Source organism: Williamsia sp. Y844, assembly GCF_056786475.1.
In genome coordinates this window covers 856,477-880,182 of sequence record NZ_JBXCJB010000002.1, presented here as the reverse complement: position 1 = coordinate 880,182, position 23,706 = coordinate 856,477, and the positions used below count along the sequence as shown (strand labels likewise).

The window sequence follows — 23,706 nt, the reverse complement described above, 5'->3', positions numbered from 1 at the left end:
ACGCCCATGTCTGCACCTGGAAAGTCTGCGACGTCACTCACCTGCGACCACGGAAGTCTTCGCCGTCGGCGGTGTCGAAGACCTCGTGATAGAGCAGTGAATGGACGCGTTCGACCTGTGGGATGTCGTTGAACTCGAGGGGATCCTCGGATGCCGACTCGATGATGAGCGTTCCCGTCCGCAGTATCCGGTCGATCAGGCCGTGCCGGAACTCGACCGAGTTGATGCGCTGGACCGGGATGTCGATCCCGGACCGGGTGATGATGCCGTTGCGGTAGGTCACGCGACGATCGGTGAGTACGAAATGGGTGGTCCGCCAGCTGATGAACGGCCGGATGAAGAACCACAACACCAGGGCCAGCCACGCCACCGCGATGATGATGCCCAGGATCGTCTTCGTGGATGATCCGACATCCGAGGTCGACAGGTATCCGCCCGCGACACCGGCCAGAGCCGTACCGAGAACAAATACCAGGATCGGCATCAGCAGGCACTTCCAGTGCGGGTGGTGGTGCAGGATCACGCGTTCACCCTGGGCCAAAATGCTCTCCGGATACCCCATCAACAGGCCTTCCCTCTCGATACGCATATGACCCGACGCGCCGGTCCGCCACATCTGGACGTGCCGCAATCAAACCACCCGCAGGCCACTCCTGACGCCGGGTCCGGGCCGGTGGGGGTTACGGTTGTCGCCTCATCATTGAACACCGCAGGTTTCGGTGATCAGTAGACTCACCTGCAGGGAGGTGCCCGATGTACCCGAATGATCCGAACAACCCACGCACCCGGCGTTACGACCGCGGACAGGACCCCGATTCGCAGGCATACAGCCAGGCCTACCCCGAGCAGGGCTACCAGCAACCCCACGATCAGTATCCGGCAGGCCAGTACCCCGCCGATCAGAACTACGCGCCCCCGGCGGCGCCGAAGCGACGACCGAAACCCAATCGGCCACAGGTCAATCCGACGATGTTCATCGGCGGCGTCTTGGCCACGGCCGTGGTCACCGGACTCGCGGCCTGGCTGGTCGCGTGGATCATCCGGCTCATCATCACCCGCGTGAACGAAACCGGTGCGCTCGGTGTGTGGAATCCGATGGCCAACGACGAGTACTGGTTTGCCGTCGTGGCGTTCCTCTGCGCCATCTTCGCAGGTGCGCTCTGGTACGTCCTGCAACTGGCGACCCCGGCACCCAACGACTTCTTCAAGTGGATCGTCGGACTGCTGATCGTCGCGGCGATCCTGATCCCGCTGCTGCTGTCGCGGGAATGGACCACCGGCATCTCGACCGCAATCGTCCACGCGGTGATCGGTCTTCCGATCATGTTCCTCATCCCGGCGATGGGCACGAAGAGCATGGACCGCCACTGATCTGAAGTCCGACGAGCTCGCGGGCGCGGGGATCAGTCGGTGATGCGCAAGTGCGTCACGTCGCCTGCGGACACCGCCACCCGCTCCCCGCGCTTGTCCTGCACGACAACCCGCCCGGTGCTGTCGATCTCGACCGCGACACCCTCGAGGAGTTTGTCGAGGGGCAACTCCACCCGGACCTGATGGCCGAGCGTGGCGCAGCGCTCGCGATAGTCCTGCCGCAGCCCGTCGAGGTCATCCGGCCACTGCCCCAGCCTGCGGTCCAGCGCGACGAGAACGGCTGCGGCGAGGTCTTGCCTGTTCACGTGGGCACCCGCCAGCTCGAGCGAGATCGCCGTCGGGACCGGAAGCTCGGCCTCGGTGAGGCTGACGTTGATCCCGATCCCGATGATCGCCGCCGCACCCGAGGGTCCACGGGTCAGTTCGGCCAGGATTCCGCAGACCTTCCGGCCGCCGATACCTTCGGTGGTCTCGCCGGGCGCCGGTAACAGAACATCGTTGGGCCACTTGAGCACCGGCTCGAGGTCACTGACCGCCCCGATGCCATCGACCACCGCAAGGCCGGCCAGCAGTGGCAACCAGCCGAGCGCGGCCGGAGCGTTTGCGGTATCCGCCGTCACCGCCACGGACATCGCCACCTGCGAGCGCGGCGGGCTCACCCACTGCCGCGTGTGACGTCCACGGCCCGCACTCTGGTGTTCGGCGACCACAACGGACCCGACACAGTTCGATGTCGCGGCCAGCGCCACCAGATCGGCATTGGTCGAACCGGTTTCCTCGACCACCCGTACCGAGCTCCAGCGGGTACCGGTCACCGCTTCTCGGAGTGCCTGCTCATCGATCGGATCACGCTTGATTGCCTGCGGGTTCATGCCATCAGCGTAGGGGCCGACATCGAGGAGATTCTCGGCTGTCCGCAGCGAGTTCGAGACGAAGATTTACCTGTATCCGGCGGTACCACTTCAAATGTGAGTTAAACCTCAGGTTAGCCCGGCGCGCACCCCCTTCACACAGTGTGGATAGCATCAAAGCCATGACGAGTTCCCCCCAGGACGCGCAAGCGGCGCCGGACATCCACACAACTGCCGGAAAACTCACTGACCTGCACAATCGCCTTGCCGAGGCAAAGCACCCGGTCGGCGAAGCAGCAGTCGAGAAAACCCACGAGAAGGGCAAGCTCACTGCACGAGAGCGCATCACCCATCTCCTGGATGACGGTTCGTTTGTCGAACTCGATGCACTGGCCCGTCACCGCAGCACCAACTTCGGACTGGGCGATCGCCGTCCGGTCGGCGACGGTGTGGTCACCGGATACGGCACGATCGACGGCCGCGAGGTCTGCGTGTTCAGCCAGGACGTCACCGTGTTCGGTGGCAGCCTCGGCGAGGTCTACGGCGAGAAGATCGTCAAGGTGATGGACCTGGCGATCAAGACCGGCCGTCCGCTGGTCGGCATCAACGAAGGCGCAGGCGCCCGCATCCAGGAAGGCGTTGTCTCCCTGGGTCTGTACGGCGAGATCTTCCACCGCAACGTGCGCGCCTCTGGCGTCATCCCCCAGATCTCACTGATCATGGGCGCCGCGGCCGGCGGCCACGTCTACTCCCCCGCCCTGACCGACTTTGTTGTCATGGTCGACAAGACCAGCCAGATGTTCGTGACCGGCCCCGACGTGATCAAGACCGTCACCGGCGAGGACGTCACGATGGAAGACCTCGGCGGCGCCCACACCCACATGGCGAAATCCGGTGTTGCGCACTACGTCGGCACCGACGAAGAAGACGCCCTGGAGTACGTCAAGGATCTGCTGAGCTACCTGCCGAGCAACAACCGCGGCGAGGCCCCTCGCCTGCCGGTTGCCGCGCCTGCCGCCGGTTCGATCGAGGAGACCCTGACCGACGAGGACCTCGAGCTCGACACCCTCATCCCGGACTCCCCGAACCAGCCGTATGACATGCATGAGGTCATCCGCCGCATCCTCGACGACGACGAATTCCTCGAGGTGCAGGCCGAGCGTGCGATGAACATCATCGTCGGCTTCGGCCGCGTCGACGGACGCAGCGTCGGCCTCGTCGCCAATCAGCCGACCCAGTTCGCCGGCTGCCTCGACATCGACGCGTCCGAGAAGGCCGCCCGTTTCGTGCGCACCTGCGACGCGTTCAACGTTCCGATCATCACCCTGGTCGATGTGCCGGGATTCCTGCCCGGAACCGAGCAGGAGTTCAACGGCATCATCCGTCGCGGCGCCAAGCTCCTCTACGCCTACGGCGAGGCCACGGTCGGCAAGATCACCGTCATCACCCGCAAGGCTTACGGCGGCGCATACGACGTCATGGGCTCCAAGCACATGGGCGCCGACGTGAACCTGGCCTGGCCGACGGCTCAGATCGCTGTCATGGGCGCCTCGGGCGCGGTGGGCTTCGTCTACCGCAGCAAGCTCAAGGAAGCCGCCGCCAACGGCGACGACGTCGATGCTCTGCGCCTGCAGCTGCAGCAGGAATACGAGGACACCCTCGTCAATCCGTATGTCGCCGCCGAGCGTGGATACGTCGACGCGGTGATCCCGCCGTCGCACACCCGCGGTCAGATCGCCACCGCACTCAAACTCCTTGAGCGCAAGATGGTGAGCATGCCGCCGAAGAAGCACGGGAACATCCCCCTATGAGCGAGCACACAACACCCACAGGCGAGACCGCCCCGGCCGCTGCGCCGTTCCTCACCGTGGTCAAGGGCAATCCGACCGACGTCGAGGTCGCTGCCCTGGTCGGTGTCCTCGCGGCAGCAAGCGGGTCGGGTGCACCCGCCGATCCCGGCCCCCGCAACCTCTGGGGTTCACACGCAGACCGGCTTCGGCCGGCAGGTGCGTTGGCGCCCAGCGCTTTTCCGAACCTGCGCTGGGATTACTGACCCGGTGACGCCCGGTTACCGCCGATGACCCGGTTCATCCTGGCATCGGCGTCACCCGCACGTCGCAAGATTCTCGACGCCGCCGGCATCAGTCCGGTGGTGTCGGTCTCCGAAGTCGATGAGGACGCGCTGCTTGCACAAGCAGGCAGCGCGGCCTCACCTTCGGCGATCGTGACGCTGCTGGCCCGTGCCAAGGCACTGGACGTGGCCGGTCGCCTCGACACCGATCTCGCGGTGGATTCGGTGCTCGTCGGTTGCGATTCGATGCTGCTGCGCGATGGGGTGCTCACCGGCAAGCCACACACCGCGCCCCTCGCTCGCTCCCAGTGGATCGAGATGCGCGGTACCGAAGCGCAGTTGATCACCGGACATTGTCTGCTCCGATTGATCGACGGCGAGATCGTGTCCACCGAAACCGGCAGTGTCGCAACAACTATTCGCTTCAGCTCCCCCACCGATGACCAGATCGACGCGTACGTCGGCACCGGCGAGCCCCTTCAGGTCGCCGGAGCGTTCACCCTCGATGGGCTCGGCGGCTGGTTCATCGACGGCATCGACGGCGACCCGTCATCGGTGATCGGGATCAGCCTCCCGCTTGTCCGAACGCTGCTCGATCGGGTTGGCCTCAGTGTCACGAACCTGTGGTCCCCCGGGGGATGACCATGACATCGCGGACGCGGCCCGACTAGCCTGTACGCGTGATAACTGAACCGATGGGATCGACCAACGACCTCGCCATCGAAGTACGAAGTCTGTGCAAGAGTTTCGGCGACCACCGTGCGGTCGACAACATCGACCTGACCGTCGCGCGGGGGACGGTCTGCGGTGTCCTCGGCCCGAACGGGGCCGGCAAGACCACGATGATCCGGATGCTCACCACGCTGCTGCGACCCGACTCCGGGACAGCTCTGATCCTCGGCCGCGACGTCGTCCGTGAAGGACCCGCAATCCGGTCCCTCATCTCCTTGACCGGGCAGTACGCCTCGGTCGACGACGATCTCACCGCCGCCGAGAACCTCGACATCTTCGGCAGGTTGCTCGGTCTACGCAATGCCGAAGCCCGGAGCCGGGCCCGCGAGCTCGTCGACGAATACGGGCTCACCGCTGCAGGGGGGCGCCCGGTCCGGAAGTTCTCCGGCGGGATGCGGCGCCGACTCGATTTGGCGGCCAGCATGATTCGTCGACCAGAACTGTTGTTCCTCGATGAACCGACCACCGGACTCGATCCGCGGACGCGAATCCAATTGTGGGAGATGGTTCGAGGTGTGGTCGCAGCCGGCACGACGGTTCTGTTGACCACCCAGTATCTCGATGAAGCCGACGCCCTCGCCGATCACCTCGTGGTCATCGATCACGGTCACGTGGTCGCAGACGGCACACCGGAATCGCTGAAACGTTCGGTCGGCAACTACGCCCTTTCGATCACGCTCGCCCGCGCAAACGATCGCGCCCGCGCAACCGAGATCATCATGCGGTTGCTCGACGGGCCGATCGAGTTCGAGGAGAGAACGCGGCAATTGACGATGTCGGTGAGCGATTCGGCGCGTTCGGCGCAGGTGATCGCGGCACTCGCCGACCAGTCGATCGAGGTGCAGGAACTCAGCGTCCACAAGCCGTCACTCGACGAGGTGTTCTTTGCGCTGACCGAGGATCGGAGCCCGGCATGACCATCGACCGGACGACCGAATTGTCGAACGACCCGGCACTCGGGCACATAACCACCAGAAAAGCTTTGCGCGACACGTCGACCATGGCCCGTCGGGGCCTGCTGAAGTTCAAACACACACCGCAACAACTACTCGACGTCATCGTGGTACCCATCGTGTTCACCGTGATGTTCGCCAACATATTCGGCGGCGCGATCGCCGGGAGTGTCGACGCCTATCTACCCGTCCTCATCCCTGGGGTGCTGGTGAACATCGTGATCACGAGCACCGTCGTGGTCGGGGTCCAATTGCGCGTGGACATCGACCGCGGTGTCTTCGATCGCTTCGTGTCGCTGCCGATCTCGCGAATCGCGCCGCTGGCCGGTTCGCTGGTTGCCGCCGTGGTCCGCTATGTCATCGCGATCGTCATCACCCTGGTGGTCGGATTGTGCATGGGATATCAGCCCGCGAGCGCCTTTGGCACGCTGGCCGCAATCGCCTTGGTGATCTACGCGGCCTTCTCGTTGAGCTGGATTTTTGCGTTCATCGGAGTCCTGATGAGTAAGGCCTCGTCGATTCAGGGGATCTCGGCGCTCACGCTGACGACTCTGGGCTTCATGTCCAACGCCTTTGTGCCGACCGAGAGCATGCCGGAGTGGATGCGAACGATCGCCGACATCAACCCGATCTCGCATCTGGTCTCCGCGGTACGTTCGCTGGCCAATGAGGGCCAAGCCGACATGCACATCGTGTGGTCGTTGTTAGGCTCCACCGTGGTCATCGCGGTGATCGCACCGCTGACCGTGAAGACGTACTTGCGGCGGCTGTAGCCCGACCGCCCAACGAAGGAGTTTTGGTGGGTCAGTCGCCCTCGGTTCAACGCATCACCCCCGACGATGATCTCTTCGTCCGGATGCACCGGGCGGCAGGCCTCGGAGTCGTGAGCCAGATGGTCTGGAGATTGAAATCTCCACTCGACGCAGGCGAGCTGGAACAGTTCGGGACCGCGCTGGCGGCAGGGCATTTCAATCGGGTCCTGCGCCGGAGGCGGCTGCCGCTGGCCCGCGACCACTGGATCCGTGGCGGAACACCCGGTGCTGTCCATGTCGACTCGGCCGCATTGGACGCCGATCAGATCCACGACTGGATCGATACCGCCGCCCAGTTCGAGGTCGACCTCACCGCCGGTCCGGTGTGGGAGCTCCGTTCTGCCCCACTGCTCGACGGCGGCGAGCTGGTGTCGCTCTGTTTCTCACACGCAGTGGCGGACGGCGCCCTCTTCGGCAAGAACATCGATGCCGCACTCTCCGCCGAGCCCCCCACGATCCCGCCTGCCACACCGGTGCGGTCGCGCGACGACCTGTCCGACGCGGTGGGTCAGCTGCGTCAGATCTGCGGAGGTCTGGGCACTCTGGCCGCATCGTGGATACGGTCTCGACGCAGTGCCGAAGAACGTCCTGCCGACGTCGTGACCTCGTTGTCCGTTCCGTTTCCGGCCCATATAGAGGTGCCCGACGATGGTCCCGGGTACATCGCGCCGTTCGCGGTCGCCAGTATGCCGACAAAAGAATGGCTCGATGTCGCCGCCAGACACGGGGGTTCGGGGAACTCGTTGTTCGTGGCCATGGTCGTCGGGATCCTGGTCGGGACCGGCCGCGCCTGCTGGGACGACACCGTCCGCGTGTCGGTCCCGATGACCGCCCGCACGGACCCCGACGACATCCGGTCCAACGTGACCACCGGCCGCTCCCTTGACCTTCCGGCCCGACTGAGCCAGGAGCGGGATCTGGAGGCCGTCAAGGCACATTCAAAACTCATGTACATCGATTCGGCGCGGCGACCGAGCACGATCACTCTCCTGCAGCCGCTGGCGCAGGCGCTGAGCGACCGAATACTGCTCCGGCTCAACCAACGAGCCTCGACGCCGCTGGCGTTGGCGTCGAACATGGGGACCTTCAGTGCCACATTCGGTGGCCTCGGGCGCCCCGGCCGAGTCGATAAATTCATGGGCAGGTCCGTCACGCCCGCCATCACCCGCGAACGGCTCGTCCAACTCCGTGGCGGCCTGATGGCCTGCGCGATCGTCAGTGGCGAAACCATGAACCTCACGGTCAGCGGCCTGGATCCGGTTGCGTTGCCGGACACGGACACACTCTCCGAACTACTCGCCTCCGAGTGCGCCCGTTGGGATCTCAAACCCATACTGTGGTGACGCGCTGGATCGCAAATCAATTGATCTGAGCGCAGGTGTGTCCCAACGCATATTATGATCACGCAACTGCATCGGAACGATGACGACGATGTTTCATCACACCGCAGTACCTCTTGTCCGAGTACCTCTTGTCCGAAAACCCGAAGGGACCACTTGATGCCACGTGCACCGATGACAGCTGCCGACGGCGCGGCGCGCCGCCACAGATTCTTCAGGCAGCTGTTGGTGCTCGCGGCGCTCTCCACCCCGATCGTTGCGATGACAGCGCCCGCCGCCGCCGAACCGGCACCGGTGTCGACAGTCGAGCAGGTCGTCCAAGAGGGCCCAACCCAGTGGGCGATGTACGTGCACTCCGCCTCGATGGACCAGACCATCAAGGTTCAGGTCCTGACACCCGAAGTCGCCACGTCGACCACTCGCCCTTCGCTGTACATGCTCAGCGGGCTCGGCGAGGAAGACCCGACCAACAGTATGTGGTTGCGCAAAACTGACGCCGTCGACTTCTACAAATCGAAGAACGTCAACGTCGTGTTGCCGCTGGCGGGCAACGGCAGTTTCTACACGGATTGGCAACGCGACGATCCAGAGCTCGGACGCTATCGGTGGGAGACCTTTCTGACCGAGGAACTCCCGCCATTGGTGGATGCCGAGTTCGACGGCAATGGAACCCGCGGGATCGCCGGCCTGTCCATGGGCGCCGGCTCTTCGCTCACTCTGGCCTCCCGCAACCCGGGTTTCTACCGGTCCGTGGCGGCCTACAGCGGCTGCTATTCCACTGCAGATCCGGGCACACAGGTGTTGACCAGGGGTATCGTCGCAGCGTTCGGCGGCAATGCGGACAACATGTGGGGCCCCATGGGCGATCCCGACTGGGCGGCACACGACGTTCTGCTCCGCGCAGGCGGACTTCGCGATGCAGCCATCTACGTCTCGGTCGGATCCGGATTGCCGGGTACGTACGACGCCCCGGGGTATCCGGGAAACACCAACCCGTTCGACCGTGTCGTCGTAGGCGGCACGATCGAACTGGGTTCGCTATGGTGCACCCAACAGTTGGCTACCGAATTGGCCCATCGAGACATACCAGCGACGTTTGATTTCGAGGACCTGGGCACACATTCGTGGCCATACTGGGTCGCTCAAATGCACAAGAGCTGGCCGGTGCTCGCACGGGGTCTCGGAATTTCGGCCTGAGCGCAAAGTTCAAGGGCTCGAACTTATTTCACGATCTGCCAGAACCGACAAGGGCTCTCGCCCCTCGCGGAATCAGGCATCAATGAACAGACGGGGAGATTTCTGATGGAATATACCGAATTGGCCGACTATGCATTGCCGAGCGGTGTTCTGACCGAGTGGTACCCAGCCGTCGCAGATGACGACGCCTGGCGCGCCGACGATCGACAGCTGTCGTACATGCACCTCGAACACGCTCGGCGCGCCTACGCCGAAGGCGACGCCTGGTTCAGCGAATGGATCGGAACCGCCTTCGCCATTCACCACCGGCTCGACGCAGAGGTATTCTCTCGAACCCTCCTTCGCTGGTACGCACGTCACGAGGCGTTCCGGGCTTCCGTCGTGCCATCCGAAACCAGCGATGGGGTCGACTTCCTCCGGCGGACGGTGTCGCCTGACGCAATGTCGGTCGAGACCATCGGTTCGCCTGAGGTCATCTCCAGCACAGCTGTTTTCGGACGGGTCAGCGAACTGTTCAACACCGGGGTCAATCCGTTGCATTGGCCACCGTGCATCGCGGTGACAATCGCGCCTGCCGACGATTCACAGTCGTTTCTGGTCATCTTTGCGGCCGATCACACCGTGATGGACGCCTATACCCAGGTTTTCGCCATCAAGGAACTGACCGCGATCTACGAATCGGAACTGCTCGGCGTACCCGATCAGCTACACGAATTCGGCAGCTACCTCGACTTCAGCGACGCCGAACGCACCATCGGATCGCAGATCACCGCCGACGACGCAGTGGTATCGCGGTGGACCGCGTTCTTCGAGGCACACCACGATTCCACGCTCGACACCCAGCCGCATTCGATGCCACGCTTCCCCGTTCTGCGGACGATCCCGGCACCGAAGGTCGCGGAACGCCCGGCTGGTGTGTCACCCGTCAACGACAGCGAGTACCAGGCCAGCCTGTCCTCGTGGCTTCTGAATTCCGAAGAGACCGAACGCTTCCACCAGGTCTGCAAAAAGCTCGGGGCCAACATGCAGGCCGGTGTCTACACCGCTCTGTCGATCACCAATTCGCGGCTCGCGGGGAATCCTGATCTACGGTTCATCAGCCCGGTTCACACCCGCACAGAATCCAAGTGGGGCGAATCCGCCGGATGGTTTGTCGGCATCATCCCGGTGCATCTGCGTCCGGGCTCGGCGACGAGTTTCTCCGAGGCCATCACACAGCTCGGAAAGAACGCGGCCGAGTACAAGGAACTGGGTACCTCGCCCTATTACCCGATCGCCGATCTCATCGGTGACCGCAGTCCGCCGCAGTTCGTCATCTCCTACATCGACCTGCGGAACGCCGAGGGTTCCGAACACTGGGATGCCCGCCAGGCTCGCGTGTTGCGCAGCTCGACCCGGAATTCCGACGAGGTGTATTTGTGGATCAACCGGGTTCCCAACGGCACGAACATATCGGCGCGGTTCTCCGCGAGCCAGCAGGCCAGCGAATCTGTACACCGCTACATCTCGACATTCAATGACGTCCTGCGCACCGTCATCGACGACGGTGACGCGCTGTTCGACACCGACACCGCCAACGAACCGAGTCGAGACAGCGTGCACTCACCGGACGCGCGCCGGTGAAGGGTTCAACGCTGGACTGGTGGTCGCCCGAACCCGGTGCACTGATCGAGTGGCGCCTAGGCGATCCCGACGGAGCCCGGGCAAACTCGGCCCAGAGCTCCACCGGCCCGTCCTTCCTGCAGCGTGACCATCTGATGGCGGCAGCTGCCAAGCGCGCGGCCGGTGAGACAAACCAGGCCATCGCCATGATCGTCACCGACGTTGTCGAACGACTCGACCGCGATGCGATGGCCCGCGCCCTGACCGCCTTCGTACGCAGGCACGACGAACTGCGGTGCTGGTACGACGTCTCCGACTCAGGACCGGTGCGCCACGTGGCTCCGGAATCGGCGATCGAGTTCACCACGGTGGACGAGGGTCCGTCGGGCACCCCCGACGAACTGGTCGCCTACATTCACTCTCGCATCGACACCGAGGCCGTCTTCGACCATCTCCCGGGGTTCGCGTTCGGGGCCATCGACGCCGGCGACCAGTTCGGCTTCTATTTCGCTGCCGATCATTCGCATACCGACGGGGTGTCACAAGCGCTTGCGCTCGACGAGATCTTCGAGACCTACCGGCACGAGATCGACGGCAGCAGAGACCTTCCGCTACTGCCCGCCGCCAGCTTTTTCGATTTTGTGGCCACCGAGATGCAGCTCGCGGGCCAGACCACACCTGACGACGCGCGTATCGATGCCTGGCGACAGATCCTGAAGATCCATGGCGGCAAGGTCCCGCGCTTCCCACTCGACCTCGGGCTGACCGGCGGCGAAGCCATGCCGAACGCGGTGATCGAGAAGCCGGTGATCGACGGTCCACGATCCGATCGCTGCGAGGAACGGTTGCGCGAGATCGGCGCCTCCCTGCAAGGGTGCATCTTCGCCGCCCTTGCCGCGGCCGAAAGTGTGCTGGCCGGCAGCTCAGAGTTCTTCACGACCACCATCCTTTCCGTTCGCACGCCGGAAACTGTTGGCACACAAGGCTGGTTGTGCAACTTCGCACCGGTGGCGTTCCGCGTGGAAGATGACGTCGACTTCAGCGACCTTGTCATCACCGCGTCGGCAGCGACCCGCAAGGCACGCGAAATCGGGTCCCTGCCAGTGCATGCAGCGCTCGGGTATCTCGCGGCCGAAGGTTCCATCGATCTCGAAAGTGGTTCACCGCAAATGGTTTCGTATTTCGACCTTCGCCGTCTGCCCCGCGCGGACGATCCGGTGAAGGAGGCCGCCCTGATCCTTCCCGGTCAAGGCCGAACCCGGAACGCGAACATGTGGATCAACCGCGGTGACTACGGAATTCGATTGCTGACGCAGATCCCGGACAACGAGACGGCGCGCAAGAACACCACCGAGTACATCGCGGTGGTCACCGACTTCATCGCGTCGTTCGCCAATGGCGAGAACCGGCCGGTACGGACCGGTTAGAAACGCGCACAATGAAACTCACCACAATCGACCGCGTGGTCATCGCGCCGGGCCGGGTTGACACCTGGCCGATCTCGGCAAATCGCGCGGCACAACCGAGTCCGACCGGACCGTCGGAAAACGAACGCTTCCACCTCGAGTCGGTACAAGGAGGGGGTATCGGCTGGTTGGCGGTCACGATCGAGCTACCCGGCCCGTTTTTGCCCGAAGTCCTCACCGAAGCGTTACGCGAACTACTGGACCGTCACGACGTCCTGCGGTCATACTTCGTTGTCACCGACGAGCAGGACGCCGCCGCGTCTGCCGATGGCGGGTACACGCGGTTCACCCACGACCCCGGAAGTGCCGACATCCAGGCCCGGGGCGATCAGTTCTCCATCGACGCCGACACCGGCGCGGCGGCTCTCGAATCGGCGATCAACGCGACGTGCACACCGTTCGAGCCGTACCCACATTTTTTCGCAGCGGTGCGTCACGAGAACTCGACCACCGTCGTATGTGCCTTCGATCACTGCTTTGTCGATGCGCTGTCGCTGGCGATCATCGCCGAGGATCTGCTCGACCACTTTCGCGGGATCGAGGTACCCGCTGCGGGCTCATTCCTGTCCGGCGGTGGTGCCGAAGTGCCCGCCATGGCCCCCGCCGACGACCCTCGACTTGTTCCGTGGCGAGGCCTGCTGCACGCGACCGACTGGGCGGTCCCGGCGTTCCCACTCGAACTCGGTGTCACCGAAGGCGACCGTGTGCCCCCTCACACCGACATCCGAACGATCTACGATGCCGCCGCCGCGAGCCGTTTCGACGCCATCGCACGCACCGAGGGTCTGCGCACCTATCCGGCGATGGTCGCCTGCCTCGCCACGGCCGTCTTCCGCGCAGGCGGTCCCGACCGCACCGCGATGATCATCCCTGTTCACACCCGGAACGAGCCGAACCGTGAACGCGCCGTCGGCTGGTTCGTGTCGAATGGGCCATTGCTCGCGGACGGATCCGATCCAGACCTGCTCGCGTCGATGCGCAAGGCAACGGGGGCATTGAGGACGGCGGTGTTCGCCGCGGATCTGGGATTGTCGACCGTTTTCAGCGTGTTCGGGGACCGGATACGGATGGTCCGCCACGACGTCTTCATGGTGTCGTACGTCGACTATCGCCGTTTTGATCTCCCGGCTTGGTCTGCGCCGCAGCATATTTCGAGTTCCAGCGATACCGATGCACTGCAACTGTGGTTCTGGCGGGACCATGACGGATTGCATCTGCGGGCGCGATATCCTTCTACCGACATCGGAGTGTCGACCGCAGCGCGGGTGCTCGACGACCTCGTCGATTTGGCAGGGTCGGTAATCTCGACTCGAACAAACATTTAGATCCGCACCTGCCGATTCCATTGGTCGGCAGCGATCGTCTGGAGAGACACAGTGACCGTCGAGACCGACAACAACCCCGGCTTCGCCGAGTACGTACACCCCGAGCGCCTGGTGAGCACCGAATGGCTCAGCGCCCACCTGGGGACCGATGGACTGAAGATCATCGAGTCAGACGAAGATGTGTTGCTGTTCGACATCGGGCACATCCCGACCGCACAGAAGGTCGACTGGCATCTTCACCTCAACGACCCGGTCGTCCGTGACTACATCTCAGGCGAACAGTTCGCAGAACTGATGCGCAGCAAGGGCATTCGGCGTGACGACACCGTCGTCATCTATGGCGACAAGAGCAACTGGTGGGCCGCCTACGCGCTGTGGGTGTTCACCCTCTTCGGCCACGAGGACGTCCGGCTGCTCGACGGTGGCCGCGACGCCTGGTTCGCCGAGGACCGCGACATCACCTTCGATCTGCCTTCATACCCCGAATCCGACTACCCGGTGGTCACCCGCGACGACTCGGTCATCCGAGCGTTCGCCGCGGAGGTCCACGGAGTCATCGGCACCGAACCCCTGATCGATGTCCGGTCACCGCAGGAGTACACGGGCGAGCGCACCCATATGCCCGAGTACCCGCAGGAAGGTGCACTTCGCGGGGGCCACATCCCCACCGCGGCGTCGATCCCGTGGGCCAAGGCCGCCGCTCCCGACAGCCGGTTCAAATCGCGCGCCGAACTCGACGCGATCTACGCCGACCTCGACGCCGACAACCCGACGATCGTCTACTGCCGGATCGGTGAGCGGTCGTCGCACACCTGGTTTGTGCTGACCCACCTGCTCGGATTCACCAAGGTCCGCAACTACGACGGATCGTGGACCGAATGGGGCAACGCCGTTCGGGCTCCCATCGTGACCGGTTCGGAACCGGGCACCCAAAGCAGCCAGAGATGACCGCGGCGCTCGACGAAATCGTCGACGATTTCGCCGCACTGTCGGATTCCGAGAAGATCCAGCTCCTCCTCGAGTTCTCGGATGAGCTTCCCGAGCTACCCGAGAATCTCGCCGAGGCCGCGATGGAACCGGTACCCGAATGCCAGTCACCGCTGTTCCTCTCGGTGGACAACAGCAACCCGGATTCGGTGAAGTTGTTTTTCAGCGCACCGCCGCAGGCGCCGACCACCCGTGGTTTCGCGTCGATCCTTTATCAGGGACTCAACGGCGCCAGCTCGGAAGAGATCCTCGCGATTCCGGTCGATTTCTACACGCGGCTCGGGCTTGACTCGGCCATCAGTCCGCTGCGATTGCGGGGCATGTCCGCCATGCTCAGCCGGATCAAGGCGCATCTGGGCCCTCCTGCCCGATCCACGAGGTCATGAAGTTCATCCAGATGATGGACCAGCCCGTCGAACCGGGCGGGCTGGTCGAGTGGAGCCCTTACACCGAGGGTGGAATGGCCCGTTGGACCGCGGATTCGCGTCCGACCTCACACAATCATGAACTCCATCTGCGCGGTGCGTTCGAGCACCGGCTCCGGACCCACCGCGAAGGTGGCCGTGAGTCCTGGCTGGGTCTGGCGATCGAGTTCGACGAACCGCTCTCGATCCCGGCCATCCGCGCCGCGCTCACGATGTGGATCGACCGCCACGAGGTCCTACGCAGCCATGTGGTGATCTGGAGCGACCACCTGGCCAGGCTGACCACCGGACCGGGAACGGTCAAGCTCAAGATGGGCCGGGTTGGTTGGTACTCGGAATCGGCACCCTTGCTCGACCAGCTGGCAGGCACATTCGACAGGGCCACCGCGCCCCTGCAATGGCCTGCCTACATTTTTGCGACGGTCGCCAGGGAGAAATCGTTCACGCTGTTGTTCGCCGGTGACCATTCACTGGTCGACGGATACTCGCTGATCATGGCGCAACACGAACTGGTCGCGCTCTACTCCGCCGCGCGGCGCCGGACCGACAATGCGCTGCCCGCAGTGGGCTCCTACGTCGACTTCAGCGCCTATCAGCGGCGCGAGGCCGATGCGGCCGGTGTCGACCACGAAGCCGTCGCGGTCTGGGCCGACTTCCTCCGAGACACCGGCGGCACACTGCCCGCCTTCGAATTGGCCGACCAACCCGATGAAACCGACCAACCCGATGAAACCGAGGAAGCAGCCACCGACGGCAAGCCTGATTCGGCGCACCCGATCTCGGATCTGGTCCCTCAGGGCTCGCTGACCGGAGCCCTGCTCGATGACGAGCAGACCAACCGGTTCACGGCCGTGTGTTCGGCGGCAGGCGGTTCGTTGATGTCGGGTGTGCTCGCGGCGCTCGCCGCGGTCTATGCCGAACTCGGCGGCGGCCCGGTGCTGCGCTGTGTGATTCCCCGGCACACCCGCGGCGACCAACAATGGTTCGGCGCGCTCGGCTGGTTTGTGGCAACCGTTCCCTTCCGCCTCGACACGACCGGAGTGTCCGATTTCGGTCAGCTGATCGGGCGGGCCTCCGACGAGATGCGCCGTGTCCGCAAAGCGGCCAACCTCCCTTTCCTTCGGGTCGGCGAGATCCTCAGAGAGGTGAAAAGAGAAGAAGCGCAGCGGATCTCGGCTCATGGCGCGGGAGAAGAAGCGCAACGGATCTCGACCACTCGCAGGGCGGGAGACGAAGCGCAGCGGAGTGTGGCACGGGCCGGCAATATCGACTTCCCCGAGCCGAAGTTCGTCGTGTCGTTCATCGATCTCCGATTCGCACCCGGACACGCCGAGGCCGATGCCGGTCGGGCACGAGTTCTGCGCAGCCACAACTATTCCAGCGATGAGGTCTACATCTGGATCAATCGGACAGCCTCTGGTCTGCGTATCTCGGCTCGTTTCCCGGCCCAGGGCCGTACCCACAACCAGGTCGGCCGCTATCTGTCGAGGTTCGGCGACTTCCTCAAGCAGATCGGTGATCAGAGCACATTCGGATCCTTACCCGCGAGTAGGGAAACATGAACGAATAACCGCCTTCTCGGTTACCCGCGAGTAGCTAAACCGGACCGAACGAGCGATCCGTGGGTTGGAGTCGAGACTGATCCGAGAGGTGCTTAGACTCCACTGGAGTGCTGTCGTCCATCCACCGATGGACCAGTGCGCCACACCACAAGACGTCGATATCCAACATCGATATCCAACACAGTGTCACCAACGCGCAGACACCAGCGCCCGACAGGAGATCCAGTGCCAAGTCACGCCAGCACAGCACTCACGAAAGTCCTCATCGCCAACCGCGGCGAAATCGCGGTTCGCGTCATCCGCGCCGCGAAAGACGCCGGACTGACCAGCGTCGCGGTGTACGCAGAACCCGATGCGGATGCTCTCTTCGTGAAGCTTGCCGACGAGGCGTTCGCCCTCGGTGGACAGACATCGGCCGAGTCGTACCTCGTGTTCGACAAGATCCTCGACGCCGCTGCCAAGTCCGGTGCCGACGCGATCCATCCCGGCTACGGATTCCTGTCCGAAAACGCCGAGTTCGCCCAGGCCGTCATCGACGCCGGGCTCACCTGGATCGGCCCCTCACCGCAGTCCATCCGCGACCTCGGAGACAAGGTCACCGCGCGCCACATCGCGCTGAAGGCCGACGCACCGATGGCACCCGGCACCAAGGACCCCGTCAAGAACGCCGACGAGATCGTCGCCTTCGCACAGGAATACGGCGTGCCCGTGGCCATCAAGGCCGCATTCGGTGGCGGTGGCCGTGGCATGAAGGTCGCGTACACGATCGAAGAGATCCCCGAACTGTTCGACTCGGCCACCCGTGAGGCCATCTCAGCCTTCGGTCGCGGCGAGTGCTTCGTCGAGCGCTACCTCGACAAGGCCCGCCATGTCGAGGCCCAGGTCATCGCCGACCAGCACGGCAACGTCATCGTCGCCGGAACCCGCGACTGCTCGCTGCAGCGCCGCTTCCAGAAGCTTGTCGAAGAGGCACCGGCCCCGTTCCTGACGGCAGAACAGCGGGAACGAATCCACTCCTCGGCGAAGGCCATCTGCAAGGAGGCCGGCTACTACGGTGCCGGCACCGTGGAGTTCCTCGTCGGCGCCGACGGACTGGTCTCGTTCCTCGAGGTCAACACCCGCCTGCAGGTCGAGCATCCGGTCACCGAGGAGACTGCGGGCATCGACCTCGTTCGTCAGCAGTTCCGCATCGCCGCCGGTGAGAAGCTCGAGTTCACCGAAGATCCCGCGCCGCGCGGCCATTCGTTCGAGTTCCGCATCAACGGTGAAGATGCCGGTCGCGGCTTCCTGCCCGCCCCCGGACCCATCAGCGTCTACAAGGAGCCGACCGGCCCCGGCGTGCGCGTTGATTCCGGTGTGGTCGAAGGCGACGTCATCGGCGGACAGTTCGACTCGATGCTGGCCAAGCTGATCGTCACCGGCGAGAACCGCGAGCAGGCCCTGGAGCGTTCACGCCGCGCACTGGCCGAGTTCCAGGTCGAGGGTCTTGCCACCGTGCTGCCGTTCCATCGCCACATCGTGTCGAACCCGGCCTTCATCGGCGACGGCCAGAGCTTCGACATCTACACCAAGTGGATCGAGACCGACTGGGACAACCAGATCGAGCCCTACACCGGCGCACAGCCGATCGAAGAGGATGAGACCGAGCCCCGCAAGACTGTTGTGGTCGAGGTCGGTGGACGCCGCCTGGAGGTCTCCCTGCCGGGCGATCTCGCCATCGGCAACGGTGGTGGCAACGGTGCGGTCAAGAAGAAGCCGAAGTCGCGTACCCGCGCCAAGGGTGGCGCTTCTGCCGCTTCCGGTGATTCCGTGACCGCTCCGATGCAGGGCACCGTTGTCAAGGTCGCCGTCGTCGAAGGTCAGGAAGTCGCGGCCGGTGAACTGGTCGTGGTGCTCGAGGCCATGAAGATGGAAAATCCCGTCACCGCCCACAAGGACGGCGTTGTCACCGGCCTGAGCATCGAAGCCGGCGCAGCCGTCACGCAGGGCACCGTCCTGTTCGAGCTCAAGTAGGACCGCAGCCATCGAAGCGGTCGAGATCAACGCGGGCGCGTGGTACCTCCGCGCGTACCGCGATGATGACCGGGTGTCGGACCGGCCGGCCTTGGCGCTGGCCGGTGTCACCGATCCCGATTACGTCAGATCTTGTGAACAGGGCTGGGCGAACGAAACGCGGTTCACCTGGGCGGTCTGCGAACCGACCACCGGTGAGATGCTCGCCGAGGTCGCGCTCGAACCCGAGAATGACACCTATCTCGCGACGCTGACAGGGTTCGCCCGAAACGGCTTCGAGGTACCGCTCGAGGCCGCGAAGCTTGTGGTCCGCCGCTTCGGTGAAGGCGCCCTCGGTTTCACCATCCGCAACTAGTACTTCTCGCAGAACCACATGTTCCAGACATTTCCACCAGTTGTAACCGGTGGAAATGACTGGAACATGTGGTTTTGTGCTTTCCGGCTCAGAAGTCCGGGTAGTCGTGATCGACGCCGCTGCCGAGGTCGCCGCATTCGACGTCGATGACGTCTGTCCGGCCGGCCAGGTATGGTCCAGCTCCGCGATCGCCCGCCAGGGAATCGAGCACGGCGTCCAGATGAGCGGCACCGATGTACACCGGATGTCCGGCCTTTCCGGAGTGTGTTGCCCGGGCCAGCGCGGCCGGCGTCGGACCTGCCGCAGCCAACAGTCGGGCAACCTGCCCCGCGGTGGCATCCGGGATGTCAACAACATGTAAAACCACCCCGATCAACCCATCGTGTTCACGGGCTTGTTTCAGGCCGGCTCGCACCGATTCACTGAGTCCGGCCTGCCATCGCGGCACCCGTACGGCGCGGGCCTGCGGCGGCATATCCGGCTCGGCGGCGCCCACGGTCACCAGTACCTGCGCGCACCCTCCGTCAGTCAGCACCCGAACACCCGATCGTAGCCACTCCCCTTCTGCGGCAAGCACTTTCGGCATACCGTATCGGGTTCCGGCGCCGGCGGCCAGCAGCACACCGACCACCACCGGTACTCCGGTTCGCTCGTCGTCACCGACTCCCACGCGACTCACCGCCCACCCCTCGCCCGACCCGCTGCCACGACGACAACTGTCGCCGCTCCATCACACACGATCACGCCACCGCACCACCACTGCCCCGAGAAACCGAACTCATCGCCGCGCTCAAGCAGTCGACGTGCGGCAGAATGGTACTTCGCAACGGCTTGAAGCGAATGGACAAGCCCAATCAAATCGGCGCGGTTCAATCCGAGACGTATTGGGCTGATGCACAAGAGAAAAGACAGGTCATAGATAAAGACGGAGGTCACAACTTGCGACGAGTTGACTGGCGGGGCCTGGAGAGCTTCAACGAATTGCGGCAGAGTCAGGCAATTCACGCCCTATACCAATGCTGCACGTCCACGATTTGGGCCCTCCGGGTGGCGGCAGGACGTCCTTATGTCGATGAAGAGGCCTTGTTCGACCGCGCCGACCTGATCCTGGCCGAACTCACCGAGGCCGATCTCGATGAGGCGCTCGACGGACACCCCCGAATCGGTGACAAAACCGACAACGCCTCGTCGGCCGGTGAGCAGTCCGGTGTCGCGGGCGCGGACGCGGAGATCCTCGACGAACTCAAGAGGTGCAACGCCGAGTACGAGGCCAGGTTCGGACATGTCTATCTCGTGTTTGCCAACGGCCGCCCGGCCGGAGAACTGCTGGCAATACTCAAAGAACGCATGAGCAACAGCCCGGAGACCGAGCGGCGCGTCCTGCGGATGGAGTTGTCGAAGATCAATCGGCGGCGGCTCACCGCCATGCTGGAACCGGCGGTGCGGTACGCCACCGAGGAAGATGCGTACACCGCGTGATCAGAATCACGACGGTCGAGGTAGGAGTGAGCTGGAGTATGTGGACGATCGAAGTGACAAGGTGAGCGGCTTGAGTACCCACGTACTCGATGCGGTCACCGGGCTACCGGCGGCCGGCGTGGAAGTCACACTCAGCACATCCGGTGGAGTCAAGATAGCGTCTGGAACAACCGATTCCGATGGCCGAATACAGTCGATCGCCGACGATGATCTCGCCGCAGACACGTACAGACTGACGTTCGACACCGGAACATGGTTCGCCGCCCGGCACATTGAGCATTTCTACCCGGAGGTGTCGATCGCATTCGCGGTGAACGACACCTCGCGGCACTACCATGTGCCGTTGCTGCTCAGCCCTTTTGCCTACTCCACCTATCGGGGTAGCTGATCCGAAAGAGAGTGACACAGACCCATGGGCATCATCCTTGGCGAAAACCAGTACGGAAAAGCCGAGAACCGGGTTGTTCGGATCTACCGGGATTCACCCCGTCACGAGATCAAGGACATCAACGTCGGGACCTCACTGCGCGGTGATTTCGCCGACGCCCACACCGACGGTGACCAGCGCAAGGTGTTGCCGACCGATACCCAGAAGCAGACCGCCTACGCGTACGCGAAAGAAAAAGGCATCGAGAGCATCGAGAAGTACGCTCTCGCACTGGCCAAACGGTTCGTCGACAACACCGAACCGGTGATCGGCGCGCGGATCGAGGTCGAGGAATACAGCTGGGAACGCGCCGTGGTCAACGGCGTCGAACACGATCACACCTGGGTCCGTAAGGGACAGGAAGTCCGCACCGCGGACATCACCGTCGACGGCGTGGGCGATGATCAAAAGACCTGGGTCATAGGCGGTTTGAAAGACCTGGTGGTCCTCAAGTCGACCGGCTCGGAGTTCCACGACTTCCTCGAAGACGAATACACGGTCCTGGAACCGACCAACGACCGGGTGATGTCCACCTCTCTGGTCGCAAAGTGGCGCTTTACGGCCGGACACGAAGCCGAAGGCGGAGCTGGACCATACGACTACGTCGACTGGGAGGCCGTCTACCCGGCGATCAGGCAGATCATCATCGAGAAGTTCGCCACCGTGCACTCATTGGCCCTGCAACAGACACTGTTTCAGATAGGCAAAGGGATCCTGGAGGCGTTCGATTACATCGCCGAGGTCAAGCTGTCGGCACCGAACATCCACCACTTCGTCTATGACCTTTCCAAGTTCGGTCTGGAGAACAACAACGAGGTGTTCAACGCCGACGACCGGCCCTACGGCCTGATCCAGGCTACGGTCACCCGTGACGACGCACCCGACGCCGGACCGTCCTGGACACCGCAGCGCACCTGGCTCGCCTAGCCGACCACATGGGCCACCGATCGCCAGGCTGTCCCATCCTCAGTATGTCGGTGGCGGTTCGTTCCTCCCCCGCTCTTCGCGACGTTCAAGTTGAGTTGCTCTGCTAGTTCGCGCTGCCGACGATTGGCGAGTCGTTCCTGTTGGCGGCGTGCATGTTTGGCAGCGGTACGCGACTGCTGGCGGTCGGTGTGCTGCGGGCGCGATGGCGACGGTCTTGGTGGTGGCCGGCCCGGTGAGCCGCGTTGGTTGTCGAAGACGATCAGCCTCAGCGTCGGGAACAGGTCGTCGCCGGTCCATCCCGGGCCGTGATAGTTGCGGCGTTCGGGTGTGGTGAAGATGAGCCGGGTCCGCCCGGTACGTGGGTCAGGGTATTGATCGTCAAGCCAGTCGGAGTACGTCTTCAACAGATGGTGAAAACGGCACAGTGTCTTCATCTCTGACGGATGGGTGCAGCCACCGGCATCGGGATCGTTGTGGTTGTACTCGCACGTGTGGTCCAGGTCGGCGCCCCAGGCCTTGTGCTCACAGCCGGGCCACATGCAGTAAACGTCGCGGATCCGGAGGTAACTGTCCAGGACAACCGAGGGCCGATACTTGTCACCGAACTGGGTGGCCGGCAACGGAACTACCTGCGGGAAAGGCGCTTCGGTGACATCGGCAGTGCCAGGACACTCCCCCAGATCTGGGTTCTCCGGTCCCCGCATGTACATAGTCCGCCGCGGTGGAGTGGCGTCTGGATTGTCACCCGGGTGGGGTTCGGGCGCGGGTTCGGCAGATTCCGGCTCGGCCGGTTCGAACGTGTTGCCCAACGGCCGGATGATTGTTTCCGGCCGGGCCGCGATATCGCGAACGTGATCGGCGGAGATCACCCCGTGCCCGTCCAGGAACGCAGGATTGTTGGCGGTGCCGTCCAGGGTGACTTGATCGGTAATGACGTGCAGCACGATCTTGACATCGACACCGGAGATGAGCTGATCCGCCGGGACCGTGATGATCTCAGCAGTGCAGGGATGTTTCGGGTCATTCGGGCATTGGCAATAGAACTCACGGCCCATCACCGTGGCGAACAACGCATCGGCCATCCGATCAGACTTCTTCCGCGGATCAGCCTTACACGTGGCCATCGCCAACTTCTCCAGCCGCGCCATGATCATTGCCAATTCCTCAGCCGTGGAATGGGCATCCAGCACCGCCATGCCGTGGTCGGTGTTGTTGGCCCACACCCCGCGATTGTTGTACGCATCCTCCCGGTTCTTACGCACCAGGTCCGGATCGCGGCGAAAGACGATGGCATCGACCATGTCCCGCATCCGATTCTTCGACCACGACCCACGCCGACGCAGCGCCTCGGCGATACCGCGATCAATCTCAGCCATATGGGTCGAACCCTCGATCAACTCGGTCCGCGCAATGATGTCAGGGATATGGTGTGCAGCAACCCGTCCCGCCTTCAACAACGCATTCACCGCAGGCAGGCGATCCCGCAACGCCACCCCGCGATTGATCTGCAACTCCGCGGTCCGCTGCGTCAACCCTTGCGCCGCAGACAATCTCGCCGCGCACTGCGCGAACGGATCAAGAGCCCGCATCTCCGCTTCGGTCCCGGTGGTGGGCTCGACGAGATGTCTGTGCAGCATCGCCGCAGCGGCGTATCGCTCCCACTCCATCCGCGACTGCTGGGCCATCGCCAACTCGGTGTTACGCAACAACTCGTTGACACCCAGCGACTCGACAGGTCCGATTTCATCGTCCCCACCTGCATCTTCGATCTCCCCATCGAACATACCTTCGAGTCTAGACGGGGGGTACGA

At 63.7% G+C, this 23,706-nt stretch carries 23 protein-coding genes; 19 read left to right on the top strand and 4 right to left on the bottom strand.

The window, feature by feature from the left end; all coding sequences use genetic code 11:
* Positions 1–37: 37 nt before the first annotated feature.
* Positions 38–589 (bottom strand): PH domain-containing protein, encoded by a 552-nt coding sequence (locus tag AC1TQG_RS16350; RefSeq protein ID WP_482138570.1) that lies wholly within the window; start codon positions 587–589, stop codon positions 38–40.
* 164 nt (positions 590–753) lie between these two features.
* Between AC1TQG_RS16350 and AC1TQG_RS16345 the strand changes: the two genes are divergently transcribed.
* The gene (locus AC1TQG_RS16345) at positions 754–1,371 is read left to right on the top strand and encodes a hypothetical protein (RefSeq protein WP_482138568.1); all 618 of its coding nucleotides are present in this window, start codon (positions 754–756) and stop codon (positions 1,369–1,371) included.
* Between the two features lie 32 nt (positions 1,372–1,403).
* Here the strand turns inward: AC1TQG_RS16345 and AC1TQG_RS16340 are convergent, their stop codons facing one another.
* Positions 1,404–2,243 (bottom strand): biotin--[acetyl-CoA-carboxylase] ligase, encoded by an 840-nt coding sequence (locus AC1TQG_RS16340; protein ID WP_482138567.1) that lies wholly within the window; start codon positions 2,241–2,243, stop codon positions 1,404–1,406.
* 161 nt (positions 2,244–2,404) lie between these two features.
* Between AC1TQG_RS16340 and AC1TQG_RS16335 the strand changes: the two genes are divergently transcribed.
* From AC1TQG_RS16335 to AC1TQG_RS16265, 15 genes are all read left to right on the top strand, one after another.
* Complete coding sequence (locus AC1TQG_RS16335; RefSeq protein WP_482138565.1) at positions 2,405–4,033, top strand: acyl-CoA carboxylase subunit beta; 1,629 nt, start codon at positions 2,405–2,407, stop codon at positions 4,031–4,033.
* Complete coding sequence (locus AC1TQG_RS16330; RefSeq protein WP_482138563.1) at positions 4,030–4,275, top strand: acyl-CoA carboxylase subunit epsilon; 246 nt, start codon at positions 4,030–4,032, stop codon at positions 4,273–4,275. Before AC1TQG_RS16335 ends, AC1TQG_RS16330 begins: the two co-directional genes overlap by 4 nt.
* A 24-nt stretch (positions 4,276–4,299) precedes the next feature.
* Positions 4,300–4,935: a Maf family protein gene (locus AC1TQG_RS16325; protein WP_482138562.1), complete on the top strand. Its 636-nt coding sequence runs from the start codon at positions 4,300–4,302 to the stop codon at positions 4,933–4,935.
* A gap of 38 nt (positions 4,936–4,973) precedes the next feature.
* On the top strand, positions 4,974–5,942 hold the full coding sequence (locus AC1TQG_RS16320; RefSeq protein WP_482138560.1) for an ATP-binding cassette domain-containing protein: 969 nt from the start codon (positions 4,974–4,976) through the stop codon (positions 5,940–5,942).
* Complete coding sequence (locus tag AC1TQG_RS16315; RefSeq protein WP_482138558.1) at positions 5,939–6,751, top strand: ABC transporter permease; 813 nt, start codon at positions 5,939–5,941, stop codon at positions 6,749–6,751. Before AC1TQG_RS16320 ends, AC1TQG_RS16315 begins: the two co-directional genes overlap by 4 nt.
* A gap of 26 nt (positions 6,752–6,777) precedes the next feature.
* Complete coding sequence (locus tag AC1TQG_RS16310; protein ID WP_482138556.1) at positions 6,778–8,133, top strand: condensation domain-containing protein; 1,356 nt, start codon at positions 6,778–6,780, stop codon at positions 8,131–8,133.
* Between the two features lie 171 nt (positions 8,134–8,304).
* Entirely contained in the window at positions 8,305–9,327 is a 1,023-nt protein-coding gene (locus AC1TQG_RS16305; RefSeq protein WP_482138790.1) for an alpha/beta hydrolase, read from the top strand.
* Positions 9,328–9,432: 105 nt separating this feature from the next.
* Positions 9,433–10,950 (top strand): condensation domain-containing protein, encoded by a 1,518-nt coding sequence (locus AC1TQG_RS16300; RefSeq protein ID WP_482138555.1) that lies wholly within the window; start codon positions 9,433–9,435, stop codon positions 10,948–10,950.
* Positions 10,947–12,356, top strand: coding sequence for a condensation domain-containing protein (locus AC1TQG_RS16295; RefSeq protein WP_482138553.1), 1,410 nt, complete (start codon positions 10,947–10,949; stop codon positions 12,354–12,356). Before AC1TQG_RS16300 ends, AC1TQG_RS16295 begins: the two co-directional genes overlap by 4 nt.
* Positions 12,357–12,367: 11 nt before the next feature.
* Positions 12,368–13,720 carry a condensation domain-containing protein gene (locus AC1TQG_RS16290; protein ID WP_482138552.1) on the top strand — a complete coding sequence of 451 codons (1,353 nt, stop codon included), beginning with the start codon at positions 12,368–12,370 and terminating at the stop codon, positions 13,718–13,720.
* Between the two features lie 51 nt (positions 13,721–13,771).
* On the top strand, positions 13,772–14,668 hold the full coding sequence (locus AC1TQG_RS16285) for a sulfurtransferase (RefSeq protein ID WP_482138550.1): 897 nt from the start codon (positions 13,772–13,774) through the stop codon (positions 14,666–14,668).
* Positions 14,665–15,093 carry a SufE family protein gene (locus AC1TQG_RS16280; RefSeq protein ID WP_482138548.1) on the top strand — a complete coding sequence of 143 codons (429 nt, stop codon included), beginning with the start codon at positions 14,665–14,667 and terminating at the stop codon, positions 15,091–15,093. The genes AC1TQG_RS16285 and AC1TQG_RS16280 overlap by 4 nt, the downstream gene beginning before the upstream one ends.
* Entirely contained in the window at positions 15,090–16,694 is a 1,605-nt protein-coding gene (locus AC1TQG_RS16275) for a condensation domain-containing protein (protein ID WP_482138546.1), read from the top strand. Before AC1TQG_RS16280 ends, AC1TQG_RS16275 begins: the two co-directional genes overlap by 4 nt.
* Positions 16,695–16,919: 225 nt before the next feature.
* Positions 16,920–18,707, top strand: a complete 1,788-nt coding sequence (locus tag AC1TQG_RS16270; protein WP_482138544.1) for an acetyl/propionyl/methylcrotonyl-CoA carboxylase subunit alpha — start codon at positions 16,920–16,922, stop codon at positions 18,705–18,707.
* A 10-nt stretch (positions 18,708–18,717) separates the two neighbouring features.
* Positions 18,718–19,062: a hypothetical protein gene (locus tag AC1TQG_RS16265; RefSeq protein ID WP_482138788.1), complete on the top strand. Its 345-nt coding sequence runs from the start codon at positions 18,718–18,720 to the stop codon at positions 19,060–19,062.
* An 88-nt stretch (positions 19,063–19,150) separates the two neighbouring features.
* Here the strand turns inward: AC1TQG_RS16265 and AC1TQG_RS16260 are convergent, their stop codons facing one another.
* A complete protein-coding gene (locus tag AC1TQG_RS16260; protein WP_482138787.1) occupies positions 19,151–19,732 on the bottom strand; it encodes a nucleotidyltransferase family protein in 582 nt (193 codons plus the stop codon).
* A 269-nt stretch (positions 19,733–20,001) separates the two neighbouring features.
* Between AC1TQG_RS16260 and uraD the strand changes: the two genes are divergently transcribed.
* The 3 genes from uraD (at position 20,002) to pucL (ending at position 21,895) form a co-directional block, all read left to right on the top strand.
* Positions 20,002–20,541: a 2-oxo-4-hydroxy-4-carboxy-5-ureidoimidazoline decarboxylase gene (gene uraD / locus AC1TQG_RS16255; protein ID WP_482138542.1), complete on the top strand. Its 540-nt coding sequence runs from the start codon at positions 20,002–20,004 to the stop codon at positions 20,539–20,541.
* Positions 20,542–20,602: 61 nt separating this feature from the next.
* Complete coding sequence (uraH, locus tag AC1TQG_RS16250; RefSeq protein ID WP_482138540.1) at positions 20,603–20,929, top strand: hydroxyisourate hydrolase; 327 nt, start codon at positions 20,603–20,605, stop codon at positions 20,927–20,929.
* A gap of 24 nt (positions 20,930–20,953) precedes the next feature.
* The gene (gene pucL, locus AC1TQG_RS16245) at positions 20,954–21,895 is read left to right on the top strand and encodes a factor-independent urate hydroxylase (RefSeq protein WP_482138538.1); all 942 of its coding nucleotides are present in this window, start codon (positions 20,954–20,956) and stop codon (positions 21,893–21,895) included.
* Here the strand turns inward: pucL and AC1TQG_RS16240 are convergent.
* Positions 21,892–23,679 (bottom strand): HNH endonuclease signature motif containing protein, encoded by a 1,788-nt coding sequence (locus AC1TQG_RS16240; protein WP_482138537.1) that lies wholly within the window; start codon positions 23,677–23,679, stop codon positions 21,892–21,894. The genes pucL and AC1TQG_RS16240 overlap by 4 nt on opposite strands.
* Positions 23,680–23,706: the final 27 nt, after the last annotated feature.

Excerpts from the sequence above, each read along its gene's own strand:
- AC1TQG_RS16350 (WP_482138570.1), bottom strand. The coding sequence starts at position 589 with ATGCGTATCGAGAGGGAAGGCCTGTTGATGGGGTATCCGGAGAGCATT.
- AC1TQG_RS16345 (WP_482138568.1), top strand. The coding sequence starts at position 754 with ATGTACCCGAATGATCCGAACAACCCACGCACCCGGCGTTACGACCGC.
- AC1TQG_RS16340 (WP_482138567.1), bottom strand. The coding sequence starts at position 2,243 with ATGAACCCGCAGGCAATCAAGCGTGATCCGATCGATGAGCAGGCACTC.
- AC1TQG_RS16335 (WP_482138565.1), top strand. The coding sequence starts at position 2,405 with ATGACGAGTTCCCCCCAGGACGCGCAAGCGGCGCCGGACATCCACACA.
- AC1TQG_RS16330 (WP_482138563.1), top strand. The coding sequence starts at position 4,030 with ATGAGCGAGCACACAACACCCACAGGCGAGACCGCCCCGGCCGCTGCG.
- AC1TQG_RS16325 (WP_482138562.1), top strand. The coding sequence starts at position 4,300 with ATGACCCGGTTCATCCTGGCATCGGCGTCACCCGCACGTCGCAAGATT.
- AC1TQG_RS16315 (WP_482138558.1), top strand. The coding sequence starts at position 5,939 with ATGACCATCGACCGGACGACCGAATTGTCGAACGACCCGGCACTCGGG.
- AC1TQG_RS16305 (WP_482138790.1), top strand. The coding sequence starts at position 8,305 with ATGACAGCTGCCGACGGCGCGGCGCGCCGCCACAGATTCTTCAGGCAG.
- AC1TQG_RS16300 (WP_482138555.1), top strand. The coding sequence starts at position 9,433 with ATGGAATATACCGAATTGGCCGACTATGCATTGCCGAGCGGTGTTCTG.
- AC1TQG_RS16290 (WP_482138552.1), top strand. The coding sequence starts at position 12,368 with ATGAAACTCACCACAATCGACCGCGTGGTCATCGCGCCGGGCCGGGTT.
- AC1TQG_RS16280 (WP_482138548.1), top strand. The coding sequence starts at position 14,665 with ATGACCGCGGCGCTCGACGAAATCGTCGACGATTTCGCCGCACTGTCG.
- AC1TQG_RS16275 (WP_482138546.1), top strand. The coding sequence starts at position 15,090 with ATGAAGTTCATCCAGATGATGGACCAGCCCGTCGAACCGGGCGGGCTG.
- pucL (WP_482138538.1), top strand. The coding sequence starts at position 20,954 with ATGGGCATCATCCTTGGCGAAAACCAGTACGGAAAAGCCGAGAACCGG.
- AC1TQG_RS16240 (WP_482138537.1), bottom strand. The coding sequence starts at position 23,679 with ATGTTCGATGGGGAGATCGAAGATGCAGGTGGGGACGATGAAATCGGA.